Below are 20,747 nucleotides of genomic sequence, written 5' to 3'. Positions count from 1 at the left end.
CTCCGGCACCGGCACCCGCAGCTCCCCCGGCACCTCCGCCGGTGGCGCCTGCACCTCCACCGGTCGCGCCGCCACCGGCTCCGGTTGCACCGCCACAACTACCGGTGCCCGCCAATCCGATACCCGCGCCGAACGTGCCGGGTCCAGGCATTCCTGGCCCGAACATCCCGGGGCCGCCCATCCCGGGCGTCGGCCACGGCGGTGGAGGCCCAGGCATTCCAGGGCTCGGCGGCGGTGGCATTCCCGGCATACCGCACTTCTAAAGTCTGAGGCGCGTGCCGAAATTCAGCGCGGGACTGCTGCTCTATCGGGTGCAGGACGGCACCATCGAAGTGCTCATCGCCCACCCGGGCGGCCCGTTTTGGGCCAGTAAGGACGACGCGTCATGGTCAATCCCCAAGGGCGAGTATGTCGAAGGTGACGATCCCTGGGTCGTCGCTCAGCGCGAGTTCGTCGAGGAAATCAGCCTCGACCCACCGGCTGGGCCACGAATCGATCTGGGTCCGCTCAAGCAGCCCAGCGGCAAAGTGGTGACCGCATTCGCAGTACGGGGCGACCTGGATATCACTGATGCCCGCAGCAATACCTTCCAGCTGGAGTGGCCACGAGGTTCCGGCGTCGTTCGCGAGTTCCCCGAAGTCGATCGCGTCGGCTGGTTTCCGGTCGCCCACGCCAGAAGCAAGCTGCTCAAAGGACAGCGTCCATTCCTCGACCGCCTGATGGCCCATCCCACGCTGGCCGGCATGCGCGAAGACCGCTGAAACCGACAACAAGGCGGCCACAGCGCTGAGCTGGCGGGTATGTTCACAGCCATGCAGACATTGCGAACGCCCGACGAGCGGTTCGTCGGCATTCCTGAATTCCCTTATACACCAAGGTATTCCGACATCGCAGACGGTGACGGCGGGCAACTGCGGGTGGCATGGGTACAAGACGGCCCGGACGACGCCGATCCGGTGCTGATGCTGCACGGCGAACCGTCGTGGTCGTTCCTGTACCGCAAGATGATCCCGGTCCTGGCGGCCGCTGGGTATCGCGTCGTCTGCCCGGACCTGGTCGGCTTCGGCCGGTCCGACAAGCCGGCCCAGCGCGAAGACCACACCTATGCGCGCCACGTCGAGTGGATGCGAGCGCTGGCGTTCGACGTGTTGGACCTGCGCCGGGTGACGCTGGTCGGGCAGGACTGGGGCGGGCTGATCGGGTTGCGGCTGGCCGCCGAGCATCCCGAACGCTTCAGCCGGCTGGTCGTCGCCAACACCGGACTGCCGACCGGGGACCAGCCGATGCCGGAGATCTGGTGGCGGTTTCGGGAGACCATCCAAGCCGAGCCGTCGCTGGACATCGGCGGGTTCGTGCAATCGGGTTGTCGACACCCGCTCAGCGACGCGGTACGCGCGGCCTACAACGCGCCGTTTCCCGACGACACCTACTGCGCCGGCCCGCGTGCCATGCCCGGCCTGGTCCCGACGTCGCCCGATGACCCCGCGACACCGGCCAACCGGACGGCATGGCAGAAACTGTGCGCCAGCCCGACCCCGATGCTGGTCGCGTTCAGCGACGGCGACCCCATTACCGGGGCGATGGCGCCGATCTTCAAACGCGAAATGCGCGGCGCGCAGGGCATCGAGCACCCTGTGGTCCGCGACGCCGGTCATTTCCTGCAAGAAGACGCCGGTGAAGAACTGGCCAACTACATCGTGGAGTTCTTGCACAGCTGAGCCGCACGCTCTAGGACGCGTAGGCCGGCCCGTCGGGCAGCAGGTGCCGGCGGACCAGTTTGTGCCAGCGCCGTTGCCGGTAGTGGTAGATGCCCACAGCGATCGCGGCGACCGCAGCGGTGGCGCGCCCCGCGTCGATCGCGACGGTGTCGCTGTATCGGCAGCTGCGCGCATCGATCGGTTCGACGTGCAGGGTGTGATCCCAGGCGGTGAGTATGCCGCCGTGCTCGTGAGTGCGGATCGTGCGGGTGCCGGCATCGACCTCGAGAACCTCGATGGTGTGCCGGTAGGCCGGGATCAGGTGGAATGCGAATAGCCAGGCAGTTCCGCGCTCGCCGGAGCGCAGCGGCTCGGACCGTCCTTGCAGCGCCGGAACGCCTAACAGGCCCTTGCATACGTAAAGGAAGGTGGCTGGCGACTGCATCGCCTGCCACACTCGGTCGGCACTGGTCGGCAAGGTTGTGGCCACATGTATGGTCTGCACGGATCGAACTCCTTCGAGTTGGACCTCCAAATTGTGCTGGCAGCCGGCAGATCTGACTACCCGTAGCGGCTGGAAGACGAGATGGTCGTGTTGTTGAACTGCGCGGCATTTCGACCACCATTCTGCGGTGCTGCCTGGCAAACACAGGGCCGATCATGTAGTGGTTGGCGTGAGGCCGGGAACTATCTCGCCGAGGCTGAAGGTGATCGGGCGCTCCAGTTGCGCATAGGTGCATGAGCGTGGGTCGCGGTCGGGGCGCCAGCGGTTGAATTGGGCGGTGTGACGAAACCGTTCGCCTTCCATGTAGTCGTAGCGCACCTCGACTACCCGCTCGGGCCGCAGCGGCACGAAGGAAAGGTCCTTGCCGGCGTTCCACCGGGAAAACTCGTTCTTGCGTGGGGTCCGTTGTCCTGCTTCGTGGGCGGCCCAGTTCCACGGATGGTTATCGAAAGTCGTGACCAGAGAATGCAACTCGGTGAAGAGCCGCCGGCGCTGCGCCATCGGGAAGGCACCGATGACGCCGACTGAGGCCAGGGTGCCGTCATCCTGGTAGAGCCCGAGCAGGAGCGAGCCGATCGCCTGCTCGTCGGACTTGTGCACGCGGTAGCCGGCGACCACACAGTCGGCGGTGCGCTCGTGCTTGATCTTGAACATGACCCGCTTGTCCGGCTGATAGGTGAGGGTCAGCGGTTTGGCGACGATCCCGTCGAGGCCTGCTCCCTCGAACTCCTCAAACCAGCGCTGTGCCGTCGCGAGATCGGTGGTCGCCGGTGTGACGTGGACCAACGGGCCAGAGTCGGCCAACGCATCGACGAGGGCGGCGCGGCGTTCGGCGAACGGTCGGCGGGTGTAGTCGTCTTCGCCGAGGGCCAGCAAGTCGAACGCAATGAAGGCCGCCGGCGTCTTATCGGCCAGCATGTTGATGCGGCTGGCCGCCGGATGGATGCGCTGTTGTAGCGCCTCGAAATCCAAGCCGTGTGCGGTGGCGATGACGATCTCCCCGTCGACGACACAGCGTTCGGGCAACTCGGCTTTGCACGCGGCGAGCAGCTCAGGGAAATATCGCGTCATCGGCCGCTCGTTGCGGCTGCCCAGTTCCACCTCATCGCGGTCGCGGAAACATATCGACCTGAATCCATCCCACTTGGGCTCATACGACGCCCCCGGTGGGATGTTCGGAACAGATTTGGCCAGCATCGGCGAGACCGGCGGCATCACGGGAAGCTCCACCGGCTCATTGTGCCGTCTCGGTGATTTACGGCGTCGCGTCCACCGCGAGTCGGCTTCGAGTGCGGTAGGTCGAACGCGTAACTTCAAAGCGTGAGCGGACTGCAATCCGATGCCGCACGGCCGGTCGGTGACGGCTCTACGTCGGCTCCACCGAGCAGGCCCGCGCCGCCGTTGTGCTTCGACCCGTTTCGCGCATGGGAGTTGTAATGCCAACTGCCGCAGAAGAACTCGATGTCGGCGGGATCGCGGTCCGGTTGACCAATCCGGACAAGGTGTACTTCCCGAAACTCGGTTCCTCCGGTACCAAACGCCGGCTCGTCGAGTACTACATGGCCGTCGCTCACGGTCCGATGCTGACCGCGCTACGTGATCGTCCCACCCATCTGCAGCGCTTTCCCGACGGCATCGACGGTGAGGAGATCTACCAAAAGCGGATACCGCAGCACCGCCCCAGCTACCTCGAGACCTGCCGCGTCACGTTCCCATCCGGGCGGACCGCCGACGCCCTGAAGGTCACCCATCCCGCATCGATTGTGTGGGCCGCGCAGATGGGCACCGTCACGCTGCACCCGTGGCAGGTGCGTTGCCCGGACACCGAACACCCCGACGAGCTCAGGGTCGATCTCGATCCGCAGCCGGGCACCGGTTTCGCCGAGGCGCGGGCGATCGCCGTCGACGTGCTCAAGCCGCTGCTCGACCAGCTAGGGCTGGTCGGCTATCCCAAGACGTCCGGCGGCCGGGGTGTGCACGTGTTTGTGCGGATCACAACCGACTGGGATTTCATCGCTGTGCGCCGCGCCGGGATCGCGCTGGCCCGCGAAGTCGAACGCCGCGCACCGGACGCGGTTACCACTTCCTGGTGGAAGGAGGAGCGCGGCAAGCGGATCTTCATCGACTACAACCAGAACGCCCGCGACCGCACGTTCGCGTCGGCGTATTCGGCGCGGCGTACCGCCATCGCGACGGTGTCTACCCCGCTGAGTTGGCAAGAGCTGGCCGGCGCCGATCCCGACGACTACACCATCGCCACAGTGCCCGACCTGGTGTCGCGGCGCGAGGACCCATGGGCTGGCATGGATTCCGTCAAGCAGTCGATTGCGCCGCTCTTGGACATGGTCAAGGCCGATGAAGAGCGGGGCCTGGGTGACCTGCCGTATCCGCCGAACTACCCGAAGATGCCGGGCGAGCCGAAACGGGTGCAGCCATCGCGCGATACGGATCTGAAAGGCCGAAACGAGCGGACGTGACGCGGAGAATTCCGCGTCGGACGGCGGTGGTTGTACGCGTTTTCGCTGATGTTTTAAGGCTCGTACTGGCCGCATGCTGGCTAGCATGAGCCAGATCGACCCACGTGCGGACCCACCGCTGGTGGACTGGAGCGATCTTGGCGTGAGCGGACTTTTGCCGACGGGCACTGTGTCGTTGCTGTTGGCCGATGTCGAGGGCTCCACGCGGCTGTGGGAGAGCCAGCCTGAGCAGATGACGGCGGCGTTCGCGCGACTGGACCAGGCGCTGTCGGATCTCCTTACCGCGCACGGCGGGGTGCGGCCGGTGGAGCAGGGTGAGGGCGACAGCTTTGTCGTGGCGTTCGCCCGGGCCAGTGACGCGGTGGCGTGTGCGCTGGGACTGCAGCGGGCGCCGCTGGCGCCGATCAGCTTGCGGATTGGTGTCCATACCGGTGAGGTGCAGTTGCGCGATGAGGGTAATTACTTCGGGCCCACCATCAACCGCACGGCGCGGCTGCGCGATCTGGCCCACGGCGGTCAGACGGTGCTGTCGGGCACAACCGAGGATCTAGTTGTTGATGCGCTGCCCGCCGATGCGTGGCTGACCGATCTGGGCACGCATGAGCTCCGTGGTGTTGCCCGCCCGGAACGGGTGGTGCAGTTGTGCCATCCGGATCTGCGCAATGAGTTTCCGCCACTTCGCACGACCAAAAGTGTTGCTGCGCATAATCTTCCGTCGCAATTCACTAGTTTTGTGGGCCGCGGAACGCAGCTGACCGAGGTGCGCAAGTTCCTGGCTGAGAGCAGGCTCGTCACCCTGACCGGAGCAGGTGGGTCAGGCAAGACGCGCCTTGCCCTCCAAGTGGCGAGCCAGTTGGCGACCGAATATGCCGATGGAGTTTGGTACGTGGACCTCGCTCCCATCACCGATCCCGGTCTGGTCCCTATTACGGCCGCTCGGTCCCTCGGACTGCCCGACCAGCCGGGCCGATCGACCATGGATACGCTGCTGCGGTTTGTCCGCGACCGCCAGCTGCTGGTGGTGCTGGACAACTGCGAACACCTGCTCGACGCATGCGCCCAACTGGTCGTCGCGCTGCTGGGAGGGGCGCCGGGGCTGACGTTGCTCGCGACCAGCCGCGCGCCGATCGGCGTCGCTGGGGAGGTGAGCTGGCGGGTGCCGTCGCTATCCGTGGCCGACGAAGCGGTCGAGTTGTTCGCTGAGCGCGCTCGCCTGGCGCAGACCGGCTTCGCCGTCACCGATGACAACGCCGCCGTGGTGGCCGAGATCTGCCGGCGCTTAGACGGCATGCCGCTGGCGATCGAGCTTGCGGCCGCGCGGGTGCGGGCGATGTCGTTGGCCGAGATCCTCGACAGCTTGCACGATCGGTTCCGGCTGCTGACCGGTGGTGCGCGAACCGCCGTGCGACGCCAGCAGACTCTGCGTGCCTCGGTGGATTGGTCGTATGCGCTATTGACCGAGCCCGAACGCGTGCTTTTCCGTCGGCTTGCGGCGTTTATGGGAGGCTTTGATCTAGACGCCGCCCAAGCTGTCGCCCGATCCGGCGATGTGGAGCGCTTCCAGGTGCTGGATCTGCTCACCCTGCTGGTGGACAGGTCGCTTGTAGTGGCCGAAACGCCGGTGGCGCAACGCGGTACCGGTTGCTCGAAACGGTGCGCCAGTACGCCCTGGAAAAGCTCAGCGAGTCGGGCGAGGCCGACGCCGTGCGATCCCGCCACCGCGACTACTACACCGCACTGGCGGGATTGCTCGACCCGCCGGCAGGGCGTGATTACGAGCAGCTTCTCGAGCAGGCCGAAACCGAGATCGACAACCTGCGCGCCGCGTTCGAGTGGAGCCGGGAGAACTCCGAGATCGAGTTGGCGTTGCAGCTCGCGTCCTCCCTGCCGCCGCTATGGCTAGCGCGGGGCCATCGGGAAGGGCTGGCTTGGTTCGACACCGTCCTGGCCGAGCAGAGCGCGCTCGACCTCGAAGCCAACGTGCGGGCCCGGGCGCTCGCCGACCACGCCCTGCTCCAGCATTTCGCCAACGGAACGGACAGCCTCGGTGAGGCCCAACTAGCGCTGGCGATCGCCCGCGGCATCGACGACCCGGCCCTGCTGGCCCGGACGCTCACCGCCTGCTCTTTGATCTCCGTCTTCACTAATCCAGACGTGGTCCGGCCGTACTTAACCGAAGCGGTTGATCTGGCCCGGGAGTTGGACGACCGGTGGAGACTCAGCCAGCTCCTCGGCTTCCAGGCGGTCGGGGCGGCCCTCGTGGCAGGTAATCCGACCGTGGCGCGCGCGGCCGCCGAAGAAGGACGCGACCTCGCCGACGCGATCGGCGACGGGTGGACCTCGCGCCAGTGCCGCTTCGGCCTTGCAGTTGCACAGCTATACCAGGGTGATCCGGCGGGAGCCGCCGAACAATTCGCCGACCTGGTCGCCGAGGCCGAGGCAGCTCACGATGAGATCCGGAGGGTGCATAGCCTCGCCTACCAGGGCCTCGCACTCGCATGGCAGGGTGACACGGGTGCGGCTCGCACCGCTGTCGACGCGGCCAACGAAGCCGCGTCCGAGCTGGGTGGGTTCACCGTGAGCGCCGTCAACGGAGCGTTGGTTCCCGCGGCCGTGGCCGCCGGCGATGTTGCGACGGCGCTTGCGATCGAGGCGCAGCACGTGAGTGTGCTGCCCGCGGGCGCGCCGCTGTTGCGCGCCTACTATGCGCAAGCCGCACTGGCGGGCGGGGATCTGGTTGCGGCCCGCCGCTGGGCCGACGAGGCCGTCACGACAACGGCGGGCGCCAATCTGGCTGTGGCGCTGACGACACACGCCCGGGTGGCGATCGCCCAGGGTGAGCCCGAGCAGGCCGAGTGCGATGCCCACGACGCACTCGCGATCGCCGCCGGCATGGAAGCAAATCTGGGTATTCCCGACATCCTCGAGTGCCTCGCCGATCTGGCCGGCGACGCCGGCAGTCACCGCGAAGCCGCCCGCCTCTTCGGCGCGGCAGAGGCTATTCGGGACCGCATGGGTGCAGTCCGATTCAAGATCTACGACGCCGGCTACGAAGCGTCGGTGGCGCAGCTGCGAGAAGCCATGGGCCAGCAGGACTTTGAATCGGCATGGGCTGAGGGCGCGGCCCTGTCCATCGAGGAGGCGATCGCCTACGCTCAGCGCGGCCGCGGCCAACGCAAACGACCCACCAGCGGGTGGGCCTCGCTCACCCCTACCGAGCGCGATGTCGTCCGATTGGTCAGCGAAGGTTTAGCCAATAACGACATCGCCACACGGCTTTTCGTGTCACCACGCACGGTGCAATCCCACCTCACCCACGTCTACACCAAACTCGGCCTGAGTTCGCGGGTGCAGCTCGCCCAAGAAGCAGCCCGGCACGCGTAAACCGCGCTGCGACAAGCGGTTAGCACCCGGTGTCGAATTCGAGCGGCACACTGATCGGGCCGACGATTCCGGTCATGGCTTTCCATTGCGCCGGCTCGGTGCGTCGCGGGTTGGGCATGCGCAGCGTAATGATGCGCAGTGCTTCGGTGAGCTCGAGCCGTGCCAGGTGCGAACCCAGGCAGTAGTGCGTTCCGCCGCCGAAGGTCAGCATGGGCGGAGGATCCTCGCGGGTGATGTCGAGGCGATCGGGGTCTTTGTAGACGGCGGGATCGCGGTTGGCCGAGGCGGTGTTGGCCAGCACGAGGGTTCCTGCCGGGATGGTGACCCCGGCGAATTCGACGTCCTGAGCGGCCTTGCGGGGGATGGCGAAAACGATCGGGCAGTAACGCATGAGCTCGTGAACGGCGTTGGTGGCCAGTTCCGGATGTGATGCGAGCAGGGCCCACTGGTCGGGGTGGTCGGCGAGGACTTGCACTGCAGCGGCCAGTTGGTTGCGGGTGGTGTCGGTCCCGGCCATCAGCAGGGTGCTGGCCAGCCTGACCAGTTCGTCATGGGTGAGGCGGTCACCGTCGTCTTCGGCGTGGATCAGATCCGAGATCACGTCATCGGTCAGGGTGTGTCGCCGGCGGGCGATCATGTCCTCGAGGTAGCCCTCGAGCCGCTCGAAGGCGGCCAGGATCACCGGCCCGTCATTGACGACGTTCCAGTCCAATACCTTTTTGATGTCATCGGCCCAGGCAGAAAACAACGGCCAATCGTCGCGGGGCGCGCCCAACAGGGCGCAGATGACCGGAATTGGGTAGCGGCGGGCGATGTCGCTGACCACCTCGCAGCGCCCAACTCGGGTAAGCGGGTCGACGAGTTCGGTGATGACCTCGACGGCAAACGTGCGCAGGCGTTCGGCGCCGCGGGGTGCGAACGCCTTGGAAACCAGTCGGCGCAGCCGGTGGTGTGCCTCGCCGTCGAGACTCAGAATGCTGGCAATCGCTCGGTCCCACAGCGGGCCCGAAGTGATGCCCTGCAGGTCCAGGCCAGCTCCGCTTGCCGTGACGAAGCGCGGGTCGCGCAGCACGGTGCGCACCAGCTCGTAACTCAATACCTCAGGCGCGTAGGGTCCCATCGCGATCGGCGCGTGCTCGCGCGCTGCGGCGATGATGCGGTGCGCCTCAAACGGGTCGTGCAATTGCAAGTAGTCAACCGAGGGCAGGCCCGCGTCGAAAACGCTCGGGCAGGGGCTCAAACGGGCGGTCTCGATCGTCATAGCGGCCTCCGTGGGTCGGGTCTGAGTCGACTATCGGCTGACCGCAGGCCCGGAGCATCGGGCGAAATACGTAGATCCGCGCCCTCAGGGGTCGGAAATGTCAGGACGTACCGTGCCGTCGCCACGGCTGAACGTGACAGTCGTGCCGCGCCGGGACCGCATATTTGCGCTGCTCATGGTGTAGAAGATGAGCGATTCCGCTGATGTTTTCTGCTTATAGCGGCCGCATGCTGGCTAGCATGAGCCAGATCGATCCACGCGCGGATACTCCGCTGGTGGACTGGAGTGATCTTGGCGTGAGCAGGCTTTTGCCGACGGGCACGGTGACGCTGCTATTGGCAGACGTCGAGGGTTCCACGCGATTATGGGAGACCCAGCCCGAGGAAATGACGGGCGCCATCGCTCGCTTCAATCGCGCGGTATCGGACATCATCGCCGCTCATGACGGTGTGCGCCCGCTCGAGCAGGGCGAAGGCGACAGTTTCGTGGCGGCCTTCGCTCGGGCATCGGACGCGGTGGCGGCGGCGTTGGAATTGCAGCGTGCCCCATTGGCGCCGATCCGGTTGCGTATCGGTGTGCACACCGGCGAGGTGCAACTGCGCGATGAGGGAAACTATGCTGGCCCGACCATCAACCGCACTGCGCCTCTGCGCGATCTGGCCCATGGCGGTCAGACCGTATTATCTGCCACTACAAGCGATTTGGTGGTCGATCAGCTCCCAGCCGATGCGTGGTTGACTGATCTAGGTACCCACCCGTTGCGGGATCTGCCGCGCCCGGAGCGGGTGGTGCAACTATGCCATCCCGATTTGGTGAACGAGTTCCCGCCCCTCCGGGTATCTAAAGCCGTTGTCTCACACAATCTTCCGGCCCAGCTGACCAACTTTGTTGGCCGACAAACCGAAATCACCGAGCTGCAGCAGATGATCGCCGACAACCGGCTAGTCACCTTGACCGGGGCCGGCGGCGCCGGAAAGACACGACTGGCCGTGGAGGTCACCGCCCAAGCCGTCGACGAGTTTCCGGACGGCGTGTGGTTCGTCGACCTGGCACCGATCACCAATTCCGTCATGGTGCCACTGACCGTCGCGCGCACTCTGGGCTTAACCGATCAGCCGGGCCGCTCGACAATGGAGATACTCGTGGGCTTCGTGGGCGACCGCAGCATGCTGCTGCTGCTCGACAACTGCGAGCACCTACTCGACGCGTGCGGCCAGATGATCGTCGAGCTCTTCGATGCCTGCCCGCAACTAACTGTTTTGACCACCAGCCGCGAACCGCTCGGCGTGCACGGTGAGCTGAGCTGGCGCGTGCGCTCGCTCTCGATGGACGACGAGGCCGTCGAACTGTTCGCCGACCGCGCCCGGCGAACCCGACCTGACTTTCGTGTGACCGACGACAATGTCGCGCTCGTCACTGACATTTGCCGGCGTCTGGATGGCATGCCGCTGGCGATCGAGCTGGCTGCGGCGCGCGCGCGTGCGTTGTCGCTGGGCCAAATCCTCGACAGCCTCCACGACAGGTTCCGGTTGTTGACCGGAGGTGCGCGAACTGCGGTGCGCCGGCAGCAGACCTTGCGCGGCTGCGTGGATTCCACCGAGCGTGACGTCGTCCGGCTGGTCAGCGAAGGACTAGCCAACAACGACATCGCCACAAGGCTTTTCGTCTCACCGCGCACCGTGCAATCCCATCTCACCCACGTCTACACCAAGCTCGGCCTGAGCTCCCGCGTGCAGCTGGCTCAAGAAGCAGCACGTCACATCGCGGGGAAGACTTGAGGCGCTAACTGATGTCTACCGGGTAGACTACTGGTTATGTCTACCTCAACGACGACTATCAGGGTTCCCGTCCAGACGCGCGATCGGCTGGCCGCTCAGGCTCGCGAGCGGGGTATGTCCATCGCCGCCCTGCTCACTGAGCTCGCCACCCGTGCGGAACGCGAGGCGATCTTCCGCGCCGAACGCGACGCCACCCGCGCTGAGGCGGCGCTGCAATCCGTATGCGACGAGAATCGCGACTGGGACACCGCGGCCGGCGACGGCCTTGGCTGAACCGCAGCGTGGCGAACTCTGGCTCGTCGCCCTCGGCGCGGCGCGCACCGGCGAACCCGGCAAACACCGCCCTGCCGTGGTGGTCTCCGTCGATGAGATACTCGCCGGCATCGACGACGAACTCATCGTCGTAGTACCTGTGTCGAGCTCACTGACCCACAGCCCATTGCGGCCACACATCTCACCCACCGACGGCGTTGACGCAGAAAGCGTCGCCGTCTGTCGCGGCGTCCGCGCCGTCGCTCGCAGCCGCCTACTGGAGCGACTGGGCACCCTGGCGCCCGACACAATGCACCAAATTGAACGCGGTCTCGCATTAATTCTTGGCATCCAAATCGCTAAGCGGCCGGAATTCAGCGCCTACCCCGTTCAGGGCGAGATCAGCTCGAGGCGTGGGAAGAACGACCGATAGCGCTGGGGATTGCGCGTCAGTAGCGCACGCCCGGTTACTGCGGCATGCGCACCAATGTAGAAATCCGGCAGCGGCGAGCGTTTCTGCCCTCCCCGCCGCCGATATTCGATGAAGCACTTTCCGGCCAGGAAGGCCGCTTCCCATGGCAGGGCCTCGCGTTCCAGCTCTGCCGGCAATGCCTGCTCGAGTTCTTCGATCCGCTCAAAGCCGGTCGAGACCTCGGCGTAGACAATCGGATTGATCAGCGTGGCCCCCCGGTCGAGGGCATCGGCAAGCCGCGTCTCGGACCAGTCACACCAGCGGGGATCCTCGGTGAAAATGTCGAGCAGCACGTTTGAGTCGACGAGCGTGCCTGCCACCGGCGAGCTATTCGTCGCCGCGGGTGAGTGCCATGATCTGTTCGGTACTCATCGCGATGGTGCCGCGGCCGCGCATTTGGCCGGCAATCGCCTTGCCGCGGGCGGTCTTGCTCCGCACCAGGCGGGCGCCGCGCTCGTCGAGTTCAAACTCGACCTCGGAGCCCGGCTCGATCCCAAGCTTGCGCCGAACCCGGAGCGGAATCGTTACCTGCCCTTTGCTCGTAACCCGCATACGAGCCAGCCTACCAAAACGTAATACCAGCTGGTAATACTCGATCTTGCGAACCCCGGCGGCGTCACAAATCCGCGCTCTCGGGCAGCTTTCTACGCGGTTGTGCTGATGTTTTGCGGTTCGCCGTGGCCGCATGCTGGCTAGCATGAGCAAGATCGATCCACGCGCGGACATACCGCTGGTGGACTGGAGTGAGTTGGGCGTGAGCGGGCTTTTGCCGACGGGCACGGTGACGCTGCTGCTGGCAGACGTCGAAGGCTCCACCGGGTTGTGGGAAAGCCAGCCCGAGCAGATGACGGGGGCGTTCGCGCGGCTGGATCACAAGCTCGCGGATCTGCTGGACGTTCATAGCGGGGTGCGCCCAGTGGAGCAGGGAGAGGGTGACAGTTTTGTGGTGGCCTTCGCGCGGGCCAGTGATGCGGTGGCGTGTGCGCTGGAACTGCAACGGGCCCCCTTGGCTCCGATCAGCTTGCGGATTGGCGTCCACACCGGCGAGGTGCAGCTGCGCGACGAGGGTAATTACGTCGGCCCGACGATCAACCGCACTGCGCGGCTGCGCGATTTGGCTCATGGCGGGCAGACGGTGTTGTCTGGCACGGCCGCGGCGTTGGTTGTGGAAGCGCTACCTGCCGACGCATGGCTGACCGATCTCGGTACACACGAGCTTCGTGGTGTTCCCCGCCCCGAACGGGTGGTTCAACTGTGTCATCCGGATCTCCGCAACGACTTTCCGCCGTTGCGAACGGCGAAAAGCATTGCTGCGCATAATCTCCCATCACAGTTCACCAGCTTCGTCGGCCGCCGCCAACAGATGACAGAGCTGCGAAAGGTGTTGGAGCAGAGCCGATTAGTTACCCTGACGGGAGCCGGCGGGGTCGGCAAGACGCGTCTGGCGGTCGAAGCCGCGAGCCAATTAGCGGCCGAATACGCCGATGGTGTTTGGTACGTGGATCTGGCGCCGATCACCGATCCCGATCTGGTGCCCGTGACGGTGGCGCGTGCGCTGGGTCTACTTGACCAGCCGGGCCGCTCGACGATTGACACGCTGCTGCGGCTTATTCGCGACCGTCAGATGCTGCTGGTGTTGGACAACTGCGAGCATCTGCTCGACGCGTGTGCTGAGCTGGTTGTCGCGTTGCTGGCTTCGGCGCCCGCGCTGACATTGCTGGCGACGAGTCGCGAGCCGATCGGCGTGGCGGGTGAGGCGACGTGGCGGGTGCCCTCGCTGTCGGTAGCCGACGAAGCGGTCGAGTTGTTCGTCGACCGCGCGCGTTTGGCCCAGACCAGCTTCAGCATCAGCGACGACAACGCCGCCGTGATCGCTGAGATCTGCCAGCGTCTGGACGGTATGCCACTTGCGATCGAACTGGCGGCGGCGCGGGTTCGCGCGCTGTCGCTGGGCGAGATCCTCGACAGCCTGCATGACCGGTTCCGGCTATTGACCGGTGGCTCGCGCACCGCAGTGCGACGCCAACAGACGTTGCGCGCCTCGGTGGACTGGTCGCATGCGCTGTTGACCGAACCCGAGCGCGTGCTGTTTCGACGGCTGGCGGCCTTCATGGGTGGCTTCGATCTGGAGGCCGCCCAAGCGGTCGCCGGTTCCGGTCCCGTGGAGCGCTACCAAGTCATCGATCAGCTCACCCTGCTGGTAGACAAGTCGTTGGTAGTAGCCGAAAACGCAAGCGGCCGAACGCGATACCGGTTACTGGAAACAGTACGCCAATATGCACAGGAGAAACTCGGCGAGTCCGGTGAAGCCGATGCCGTGCGGACGCGTCACCGCGACCACTACACCGCGATAGCGGCGCGGCTCGACGCACCCGCAGGCCGTGATTACGAGCACCGTCTCGAGCAGGCCGAGACCGAGATCGACAATCTGCGTGCCGCGTTCATGTGGAGCCGCGAAAAATCCGATATCGAGCTGGCTTTGGCGTTGGCGTCGTCGCTACAGCCGCTATGGCTAACGCGGGGCCGCCTCCTCGAAGGGTTGACCTGGTTCGACACCGCCCTCGCCGACAACCATGCGCAGCAACCCGAGGTGTCTGCCGCCGTGTGCGCCCGGGCGCTCGCCGACAGGGCCGTTCTCGATGCTCATTTCGGCGCCGATAGCCTCGATCAGGCCGAACGGGCGGTGGCGATCGCGCGAGACGTCGATGATCCGGCGTTGTTGGCCCGGACGTTGACCGCCTGCGCGTCTACCGCCAGCCTGGGCTATCACACCGAGGCGGCCCGGGCATGCGTCGAAGAGGCGATCGGCTTGGCCCGTGCCGTGGACGATCGGTGGCGGCTCAGCCAACTCCTCGCCCTGCAGGCGCGGTATGCCCACATCGTCGACCCACTTGGGATGCGAGCAGCCTGCGAGGAGGGACGTGACCTCGCCGACGCGATCGGCGACACCTTCAACTCACGAACGTGCCGCTTTTACCTCGCGGCGTCGCAGCACCACAGCGGCGATTTGGCCGGAGCCGTCGCCCAGTTCGGCGAGGTGGCAGCCGAAGCCGAGGCGGCTCACGACGAGATCTCAAGGGTAAGTTGCCTCGCCGGCCAGAGCCTGGTACTGGCACGCCAGGGTGAGGTGGTCGCGGCCCGGGCGGCCGCCGAGGCGACTCTCGAGTGCAGCGCGGAGCTCGGCGGAAGGTACGCGGCAATCGGTTCCATGGCACTGGGAACGGTGGCCCTGGCCGCCGGCGATGGCGCGGCGGCCCACGAGGCGCGCGAGGCCGCCCTGCAGTACAAAATTCTCGGCAGTGGTGGCGCGGAGCAGGCACGGCGCATCTGGAATGCCGAGGCAGCGCTGGCAGACAAGGATCTGGCTGCCGCCCGGCGTTGGGCCGACGAGGCCGTGTCGATCACGACCGGATTCTGGTCAACAATGGCGCTGACCACGCGCGCCCGGGTGGCGATCGCGCAGGGCGAGCCGGAGCAGGCCGAACGCGACGCCCACGACGCGCTCACCCGCGCCACCGACATGCAGGCGCGCTTAGGCGTTGGCGACACCCTGGAGTGCCTGGCGTATATCGCTGGTGATGCCGGTAGTCAGCGCGAAGCCGCCCGCCTCCTCGGCGCCGCACACGCCGTCCGGCAACGCATCGGCGAGGTCCGCTTCAAAATCTATGACGCCGGCTACGAGGCCTCGGTGACGGCGCTGCGGAATGCCATGGGCGAGAAAGACTTTGACGCCGCATGGGCCGAGGGCGCTGCCCTGTCGAACGAGGAAGCGATCGCCTACGCGCAGCGCGGACGCGGCGAACGCAAACGACCCACCACCGGCTGGGCCTCGCTCACCCCAACCGAGCGCGACGTGGTGCGACTGGTCAGCGAGGGCCTAACTAATAGCGCAGTCGCCACACGGCTTTTCGTCTCACCACGCACCGTGCAAACCCACCTCACCCACGTCTACACCAAACTCGGCCTCACCTCCCGCGTACAGCTCGTCCAAGAAGCAGCCCGCCATGCCAGAGCGCCAGCCTAGGGCTCCTCTAACAGCCGCAGCGGATGCAGGCCGTCGACCGCCCCGACGAACGGCGGATGGATGCTGTAGCCGAGCATGCGGCGAATGTCGTCGGACACCGTTCGGGCGATCTCGCGTGACACCGAGAGCGTGAAGGCTTCCATCGGTCGCAGCCACGGTTGGCAGTACTGCGCGGTGACGGCAAGACGGTCGCGAGTCGTGGTGTTGGCGCCGCCGCCGTGCCACAGGGTGCCCACGAAGAAGACGCATGAGCCGGCGGGCATGACGACAGGCAACGGGCGATCGCCCGGGCCCGGTCGCCGCTTGCCCCAGCGGTGGCTGCCCGGGTAGAGGACCGTGGCGCCGTTGTCGGCGGTGAAGTCGTCGATCGCCCAGATCGTCGCGGCCGCCAACGGCGCCCGTGGCCGCGGAATCGGGTAGAACCCGTCGTCGTGGTGAGCCAGCTGCGCGGACTCGCCTGGCTGAATGTTGATGGCCTGCAACGCCGAAAGCAGGTAGTTGGGCATCAGCAGCCGGTCCAGCACCGCCAGCACCCGCGGATGATCGACAAGCCGGTCACATACCCGCGTCCTGCTTAGCACGCTGTAGACACGCTGAGTGCGCTTGCCCTCGAACGAATTCCGCCCGGTGTGTCCCAGCCAGGGCCGCACGACGTCTCGGATCTGTCGGCAGTCTTCGGCGCTGAGCAGGTTCTCCCAAATGACGTAGCCGTCGCGGTCCAAGGCCGCCGTGTCGGCATCGACAAGCGATGGATCGACCGAGGCGCCGCTGCTCGGTGTCCACTTGTACCGCTGCGCCAGATCGCCCTTAAGGTCCTCCAGCGTTGTGACGGACTCCTCGTCGATGCCCATCTGCACTCGTCCTATCCCGCTGGCACATCGACGGTACCACCGCGGTGCGCTTCAGAGGATTCGTAACCTTTCAGTCACGGTCTGATTGCTCGATCTCGTCAAACTCTGTCGAGGTCCGCTAACTCCATCGCCAGGAGCCGCACCAGGCGCGCGACACTCGAGCAGGGCCGGGACCCGGAAAGGAAAAACAAAGCGTGTCTCTCAGTTTCAACGACGTCATCCGATCCAAGTACCTACTTTTGACGACCTTCACCAAGGACGGGCGTCCTAAGCCCACACCGATATGGGGCGCGCCGGACGGTGACCGGCTCCTGGTCATCACCGACGATGACTCGTGGAAAGTCAAGCGAATCCGCAACACTCCCAGGGTGACGATCGCCAAAAGTACGGCGTTGGGCAAGGCCAAGAGCGAACCGGTCGAGGCGACTGCCCGCGTCCTACCCAAGTCGGAGACGCGGCGCGTCTACAATGCCGTACTCAAGCGGTATTGGTATCACGCGTGGTGGTTCTATGCGCACTCGATCGTGCGCGGAGGCATCGACAGGGTGCACATCGGCATCGAGGTCAAAGCGGCCGGGAGTTAGCGTCGGCCTGTCACCATGGGTGATATGGCCACCGCGATTATGGTGACGCTCGGTCTGGTGGGGCTTGGGATCGCGATCGATCAGCTGGCTCGGCTGAAGAAGTGGCTGAACAAGCCGCCCACTGACGGATACGAAGTCCCAAAGCCTCCTGAGCGGACCGACTGAGCGGTTATGGAACAGAGCCCAGGCGCTGTGTGCCGGGGCGCGAGGCCGGGTACTCGCATGCCATGCCCATCATGCGCCGGCTTCGGGGCCGCACGATCGCCATCCTCGCCGCTGACGGCTTCGAGAAGGTCGAGCTCGTCTTTCCGCTGCGAGCTCTGCAGCTGGCCGGCGCCAAGGTCGACATCGTCTCGCTGCGCCACGGACGTATACGTGGTGTCAATCTGCATATGCCGGCCACCCGGGTCGGCGTCGACAAGACAGTGAGCGAAGCCGATTCCGGCGACTACGACGGGCTGCTGCTGCCCGGTGGGTTCATCAACCCCGACCTGCTGCGGCAGTCAGCTGCGGCACGGAAGTTCGTGCGCGGTTTCGCCGAAAGCGGCAAGCCAATTGTCACGTTGTGCCATGGTCCGTGGGTGCTGGCTTCGGCGGGTGTCCTCGACGGGCGGACTCTGACCTCCTGGCCGGGAATTCGGGACGATTTGGTGAACGCCGGCGCCACTTGGCTCGACCAGGAGGTTGTTTGCGACGGGAATCTGGTCACCAGCAGAGGTCCGCAGGACATGGCGGCTTTCGTCCCGGCGATGCTGGATGCCTTCGACGCCAAGACCTCGCCCCAATCGACGACGTCCGGTGCGCAGCGCGAGTCTGATCCGCAGCTCAGCGCTCCGCCGGCCGTGGCGGTGGCAGCGCTGAGATGGCTGCCCAAGCCGTCTGCGGTCGCCGCCCTGACCGGCATCGGCCTGGCTGCTTACGCGGGGCTCGCCCTCAACTCGCCGTTGCTGAGGATGCTTTTCGCTCTGCCGCGAGCCTTGGCGGGCCGCCGGCGCGACGCTTAGCGCCTTCGGCCACGAACGGTCAGCCTCACGCGACGTTACAAGGCAGCTGATTCGGGGAACACATGTCGAACAGGGCGCTGGATCCAGGCGCCGTTACGACAGGAGCAGCAATGATCGGAGCAATCATTCTCGCCATCATCGTGGGCGCCGTCATCGGTGTAGTTGCGCGTCTCATCATGCCCGGAAGGCAGAGCATCGGCATGATCATGACGGTGCTAATCGGTGCCGTCGGCGGCTTGATCGGTTCGGCGGTGGCCAGCGCCTTCGGGTATCACAACGCCAACGGGGGGATCGCCTGGATCCCGTTGATTGTCGGGGTCGTCGTCGCCATCATCCTCATTGCGATCTACGAGGCCGTGACAGGCCGACGCCGCACCGGGTTGCCCCGGTAGTCCACGCAGGCCAAGCCGCCGGGACAGCCATAGTCACGGTCCAACGGCGGTGCGGCCACTACGGGTCGGGCCGCCATCCAAATGGATGGCGGGCCGAGTCGTTACCGTCAAACACTTGGGAACCGTCAGAACTGGCGCCGGCGCGGCTGACTATGCCGATGCCGGCCGCACCCGACTGGCCACATACGTCGCGGCCTGATCCGCCATTCCGTTCTGGACATACATAAGATGAGGGACGATGTTTCCGCCGTCCGCGCAGATGATGTCGTCGGGAAGGCACAAGTCGATGGTCTTAGGGCGGTACGCGGCGTTGACCGCCGGAATCTGACCGTTCGTCAGCGAATTGGCGTAGCTACTCGAGGGATTGCCGAAGAGGGCGACTGCTGCGACATGATCGGCCGTCTGGGGCGGCAGCTGGTTGCTGACCAGATCCATCACGCCCGCGCCCTGCGAATACCCACCAAGCACCACTTTGGTGTTCGGACAAGTCGCCACGGTGTTTTGGACATGTGCGTTGGCATCGCTGGCGCCGGCCAACGCGCTATTGACGTAGTCGTTGGTTGCCGGGTAGTTGACCGGGTACACCCCGATGGATTGACCAGGGAGTTGTGACTGAAGCGCGTCGACGAACGCTTGGCCAACCCCACCGAGACCAGCAGGCTCGCCGGTGCCGCGAGCGAACACCACCTCGCTGTTGGGGCATGGGTCAGCATGCGCGGGCGGCATGGGGAAGCTGAGCAGCACCCCGGCCGTCAGCACAACAGCGCCGAGCATGCGAGCGACGTCGCGCAGAGTCATTTCTGCATGCTGACATATCGGTGGCCTTCGCCGTGACCCGATTACGCGTAACCCCTGCGCTCAGAGCCGACCAGCCGCGAACGACGCGGCCTGATTGGTCATGCCCGACTGGATGTACGCAACGTGCGCAGCGGGATTTCTGCCTTCAGAACAGATCGGGTCGTCGGCCACACACAAGTCGATGGTCTTGGGTCGGTACAGCGGGCTGATGGTGGGGAGCCGGCCGCCGCCCAACGTCCTGGCGAACGTACTTTCCGGATTGCCGAACAGTGCGACCGCCGCGACGTGGTCGGCGACCTGCGGCGGCATGGAATCGGTGGCCAAGTCGATGACACCAGCTCCCTGCGAATATCCGCCCAGCAACATTCGAGTGGCGGGACAGTTCGCAGCCGTGTTTTCGATATGAGCGCGGGCGTCACCGGCACCGGCGAACGAGCTGCTTGCGAAAGCGTCGGTCGCCGGGTAGTTGACCGCGTAGACGCCGATTGACCGGCCGCGGACTTGCGACCTGAGCGAGTCGATGAACGCCTGGCCGACCGCGCCGACGCCGGGGGGCTCGTTGGTGCCGCGAGCGAACACCACCTCGCTGTCGGGGCAGGGATCGGCGAACGCAGCATTCGAGGTGTTCAGCAGTGTGCCGGCCATCACCGCGGGAGCCGCAACGAGGCACGCGATGGTCCGCGCACTCATCTCTAGATGCTGACACAGGGCAGGCGTTTGTCGGGCCGGGTTGGCAGGCTGGTGTTGGTGCCCGACCGATTCCTCCAGACTGCGCAAAGGGCGTTACCCGGGCGTTATAGTTAACCGCATGCGTCGCAATCACCGGAAACCCGTTCTTTGCGCGGGCGCGGCAGTGCTCGCCCTCGGCATCGGCGCGACGGCCCTCCCCGGGCGCGCCGCAGCTGACTCCACAGACGACTACCCGATACCTCACCGGATAATCGAGACCAGCTGCACCGCCGAGCAGATACTGGCGGCCGCCAGAGACTACTCTCCGGTGTATTACGAGCGGTACATGAACGACTACCACAACCACCCGAATTTTCAGCAGGCAGTACAAGACAAGGCGCACTGGTTTTTCGCATTGTCGCCGGCGGAGCGCAGGCAGTACTCGGACCACTTATACGAACCGGGTGTGCGCGATCCGATGACGATCCAATGGGTCAACAACTTCAAGATCTTCTTCAACAATAAGGGCGTGGCCGCGAAAGAAACCGACCACTGCGCCGAATATCCCCCGGGTGACATGTCCGTGTGGGACTGGTGAG

Annotated in this window: 18 protein-coding genes and 3 pseudogenes; 13 read left to right on the top strand and 8 right to left on the bottom strand. The window is 65.6% G+C overall.

The features are described from left to right. Positions 1-275 precede the first annotated feature (275 nt). Complete coding sequence (locus ACFE99_RS04505; protein WP_375482801.1) at positions 276-761, top strand: NUDIX domain-containing protein; 486 nt, start codon at positions 276-278, stop codon at positions 759-761. Between the two features lie 51 nt (positions 762-812). Next, the gene (locus ACFE99_RS04500; RefSeq protein ID WP_375482799.1) at positions 813-1,718 is read left to right on the top strand and encodes a haloalkane dehalogenase; all 906 of its coding nucleotides are present in this window, start codon (positions 813-815) and stop codon (positions 1,716-1,718) included. A 10-nt stretch (positions 1,719-1,728) separates the two neighbouring features. Here ACFE99_RS04500 and ACFE99_RS04495 read toward each other — a convergent pair whose 3' ends face one another. Continuing rightward, positions 1,729-2,142: a hypothetical protein gene (locus ACFE99_RS04495; protein ID WP_375482811.1), complete on the bottom strand. Its 414-nt coding sequence runs from the start codon at positions 2,140-2,142 to the stop codon at positions 1,729-1,731. Between the two features lie 213 nt (positions 2,143-2,355). Beyond that, on the bottom strand, positions 2,356-3,432 hold the full coding sequence (locus tag ACFE99_RS04490; protein WP_375482797.1) for an ATP-dependent DNA ligase: 1,077 nt from the start codon (positions 3,430-3,432) through the stop codon (positions 2,356-2,358). A 206-nt stretch (positions 3,433-3,638) separates the two neighbouring features. On the opposite strand from ACFE99_RS04490, the gene ligD reads away from it, so the two are divergent. Beyond that, complete coding sequence (gene ligD, locus ACFE99_RS04485; protein ID WP_375482795.1) at positions 3,639-4,679, top strand: non-homologous end-joining DNA ligase; 1,041 nt, start codon at positions 3,639-3,641, stop codon at positions 4,677-4,679. A gap of 142 nt (positions 4,680-4,821) precedes the next feature. Then, positions 4,822-8,063, top strand: a pseudogene (locus ACFE99_RS04480) (LuxR C-terminal-related transcriptional regulator). Between the two features lie 19 nt (positions 8,064-8,082). Here ACFE99_RS04480 and ACFE99_RS04475 read toward each other — a convergent pair. Next, complete coding sequence (locus ACFE99_RS04475) at positions 8,083-9,324, bottom strand: cytochrome P450 (RefSeq protein ID WP_375482793.1); 1,242 nt, start codon at positions 9,322-9,324, stop codon at positions 8,083-8,085. A 227-nt stretch (positions 9,325-9,551) separates the two neighbouring features. Here ACFE99_RS04475 and ACFE99_RS04470 point away from each other — a divergent pair. From ACFE99_RS04470 to ACFE99_RS04460, 3 genes and pseudogenes are all read left to right on the top strand, one after another. Next, positions 9,552-11,075: pseudogene (locus tag ACFE99_RS04470) on the top strand (LuxR C-terminal-related transcriptional regulator); the annotation flags it as partial. 63 nt (positions 11,076-11,138) lie between these two features. Next, positions 11,139-11,375 carry an antitoxin gene (locus tag ACFE99_RS04465; protein ID WP_375482791.1) on the top strand — a complete coding sequence of 79 codons (237 nt, stop codon included), beginning with the start codon at positions 11,139-11,141 and terminating at the stop codon, positions 11,373-11,375. Then, a complete protein-coding gene (locus ACFE99_RS04460) occupies positions 11,368-11,787 on the top strand; it encodes a type II toxin-antitoxin system PemK/MazF family toxin (RefSeq protein WP_375482789.1) in 420 nt (139 codons plus the stop codon). The genes ACFE99_RS04465 and ACFE99_RS04460 overlap by 8 nt, the downstream gene beginning before the upstream one ends. Here the strand turns inward: ACFE99_RS04460 and ACFE99_RS04455 are convergent. Together ACFE99_RS04455 and ACFE99_RS04450 are read right to left on the bottom strand one after the other, a co-directional pair. Then, the gene (locus tag ACFE99_RS04455; protein WP_375482787.1) at positions 11,745-12,146 is read right to left on the bottom strand and encodes a type II toxin-antitoxin system VapC family toxin; all 402 of its coding nucleotides are present in this window, start codon (positions 12,144-12,146) and stop codon (positions 11,745-11,747) included. The genes ACFE99_RS04460 and ACFE99_RS04455 overlap by 43 nt on opposite strands. A gap of 7 nt (positions 12,147-12,153) precedes the next feature. Continuing rightward, a complete protein-coding gene (locus ACFE99_RS04450; RefSeq protein WP_375482785.1) occupies positions 12,154-12,378 on the bottom strand; it encodes an AbrB/MazE/SpoVT family DNA-binding domain-containing protein in 225 nt (74 codons plus the stop codon). Between the two features lie 202 nt (positions 12,379-12,580). Here ACFE99_RS04450 and ACFE99_RS04445 point away from each other — a divergent pair, with 202 nt between their 5' ends. After that, the gene (locus ACFE99_RS04445) at positions 12,581-15,850 is read left to right on the top strand and encodes a LuxR C-terminal-related transcriptional regulator (RefSeq protein WP_375482809.1); all 3,270 of its coding nucleotides are present in this window, start codon (positions 12,581-12,583) and stop codon (positions 15,848-15,850) included. Here the strand turns inward: ACFE99_RS04445 and ACFE99_RS04440 are convergent. Beyond that, positions 15,847-16,701, bottom strand: a complete 855-nt coding sequence (locus ACFE99_RS04440) for a phytanoyl-CoA dioxygenase family protein (RefSeq protein ID WP_375482783.1) — start codon at positions 16,699-16,701, stop codon at positions 15,847-15,849. The genes ACFE99_RS04445 and ACFE99_RS04440 overlap by 4 nt on opposite strands. A 194-nt stretch (positions 16,702-16,895) precedes the next feature. On the opposite strand from ACFE99_RS04440, the gene ACFE99_RS04435 reads away from it, so the two are divergent. The 4 genes and pseudogenes from ACFE99_RS04435 (at position 16,896) to ACFE99_RS04420 (ending at position 18,681) form a co-directional block, all read left to right on the top strand. Beyond that, the gene (locus tag ACFE99_RS04435) at positions 16,896-17,285 is read left to right on the top strand and encodes a PPOX class F420-dependent oxidoreductase (protein WP_375482781.1); all 390 of its coding nucleotides are present in this window, start codon (positions 16,896-16,898) and stop codon (positions 17,283-17,285) included. 24 nt (positions 17,286-17,309) lie between these two features. Then, positions 17,310-17,450 carry a hypothetical protein gene (locus ACFE99_RS04430; protein WP_375482779.1) on the top strand — a complete coding sequence of 47 codons (141 nt, stop codon included), beginning with the start codon at positions 17,310-17,312 and terminating at the stop codon, positions 17,448-17,450. Positions 17,451-17,518: 68 nt separating this feature from the next. Then, a pseudogene (locus ACFE99_RS04425) lies at positions 17,519-18,064 on the top strand (type 1 glutamine amidotransferase domain-containing protein); the annotation flags it as partial. Positions 18,065-18,399: 335 nt separating this feature from the next. Continuing rightward, complete coding sequence (locus tag ACFE99_RS04420; protein ID WP_375482777.1) at positions 18,400-18,681, top strand: GlsB/YeaQ/YmgE family stress response membrane protein; 282 nt, start codon at positions 18,400-18,402, stop codon at positions 18,679-18,681. 150 nt (positions 18,682-18,831) lie between these two features. Here ACFE99_RS04420 and ACFE99_RS04415 read toward each other — a convergent pair whose 3' ends face one another. Both ACFE99_RS04415 and ACFE99_RS04410 read right to left on the bottom strand, forming a co-directional pair. Then, entirely contained in the window at positions 18,832-19,479 is a 648-nt protein-coding gene (locus ACFE99_RS04415) for a cutinase family protein (protein WP_375482775.1), read from the bottom strand. Between the two features lie 60 nt (positions 19,480-19,539). Then, on the bottom strand, positions 19,540-20,169 hold the full coding sequence (locus ACFE99_RS04410; protein ID WP_375482773.1) for a cutinase family protein: 630 nt from the start codon (positions 20,167-20,169) through the stop codon (positions 19,540-19,542). A gap of 118 nt (positions 20,170-20,287) precedes the next feature. On the opposite strand from ACFE99_RS04410, the gene ACFE99_RS04405 reads away from it, so the two are divergent. After that, a complete protein-coding gene (locus tag ACFE99_RS04405; RefSeq protein WP_375482771.1) occupies positions 20,288-20,746 on the top strand; it encodes a DUF5078 domain-containing protein in 459 nt (152 codons plus the stop codon). The last annotated feature ends 1 nt before the right edge of the window (position 20,747 follow it).

The sequence above is a fragment of the uncultured Mycobacterium sp. genome (assembly GCF_964249325.1).
Taxonomy (GTDB): domain Bacteria; phylum Actinomycetota; class Actinomycetes; order Mycobacteriales; family Mycobacteriaceae; genus Mycobacterium.
Note: the sequence above shows the minus strand (reverse complement) of the source record. Positions and strands in the feature narration are given on the sequence as shown.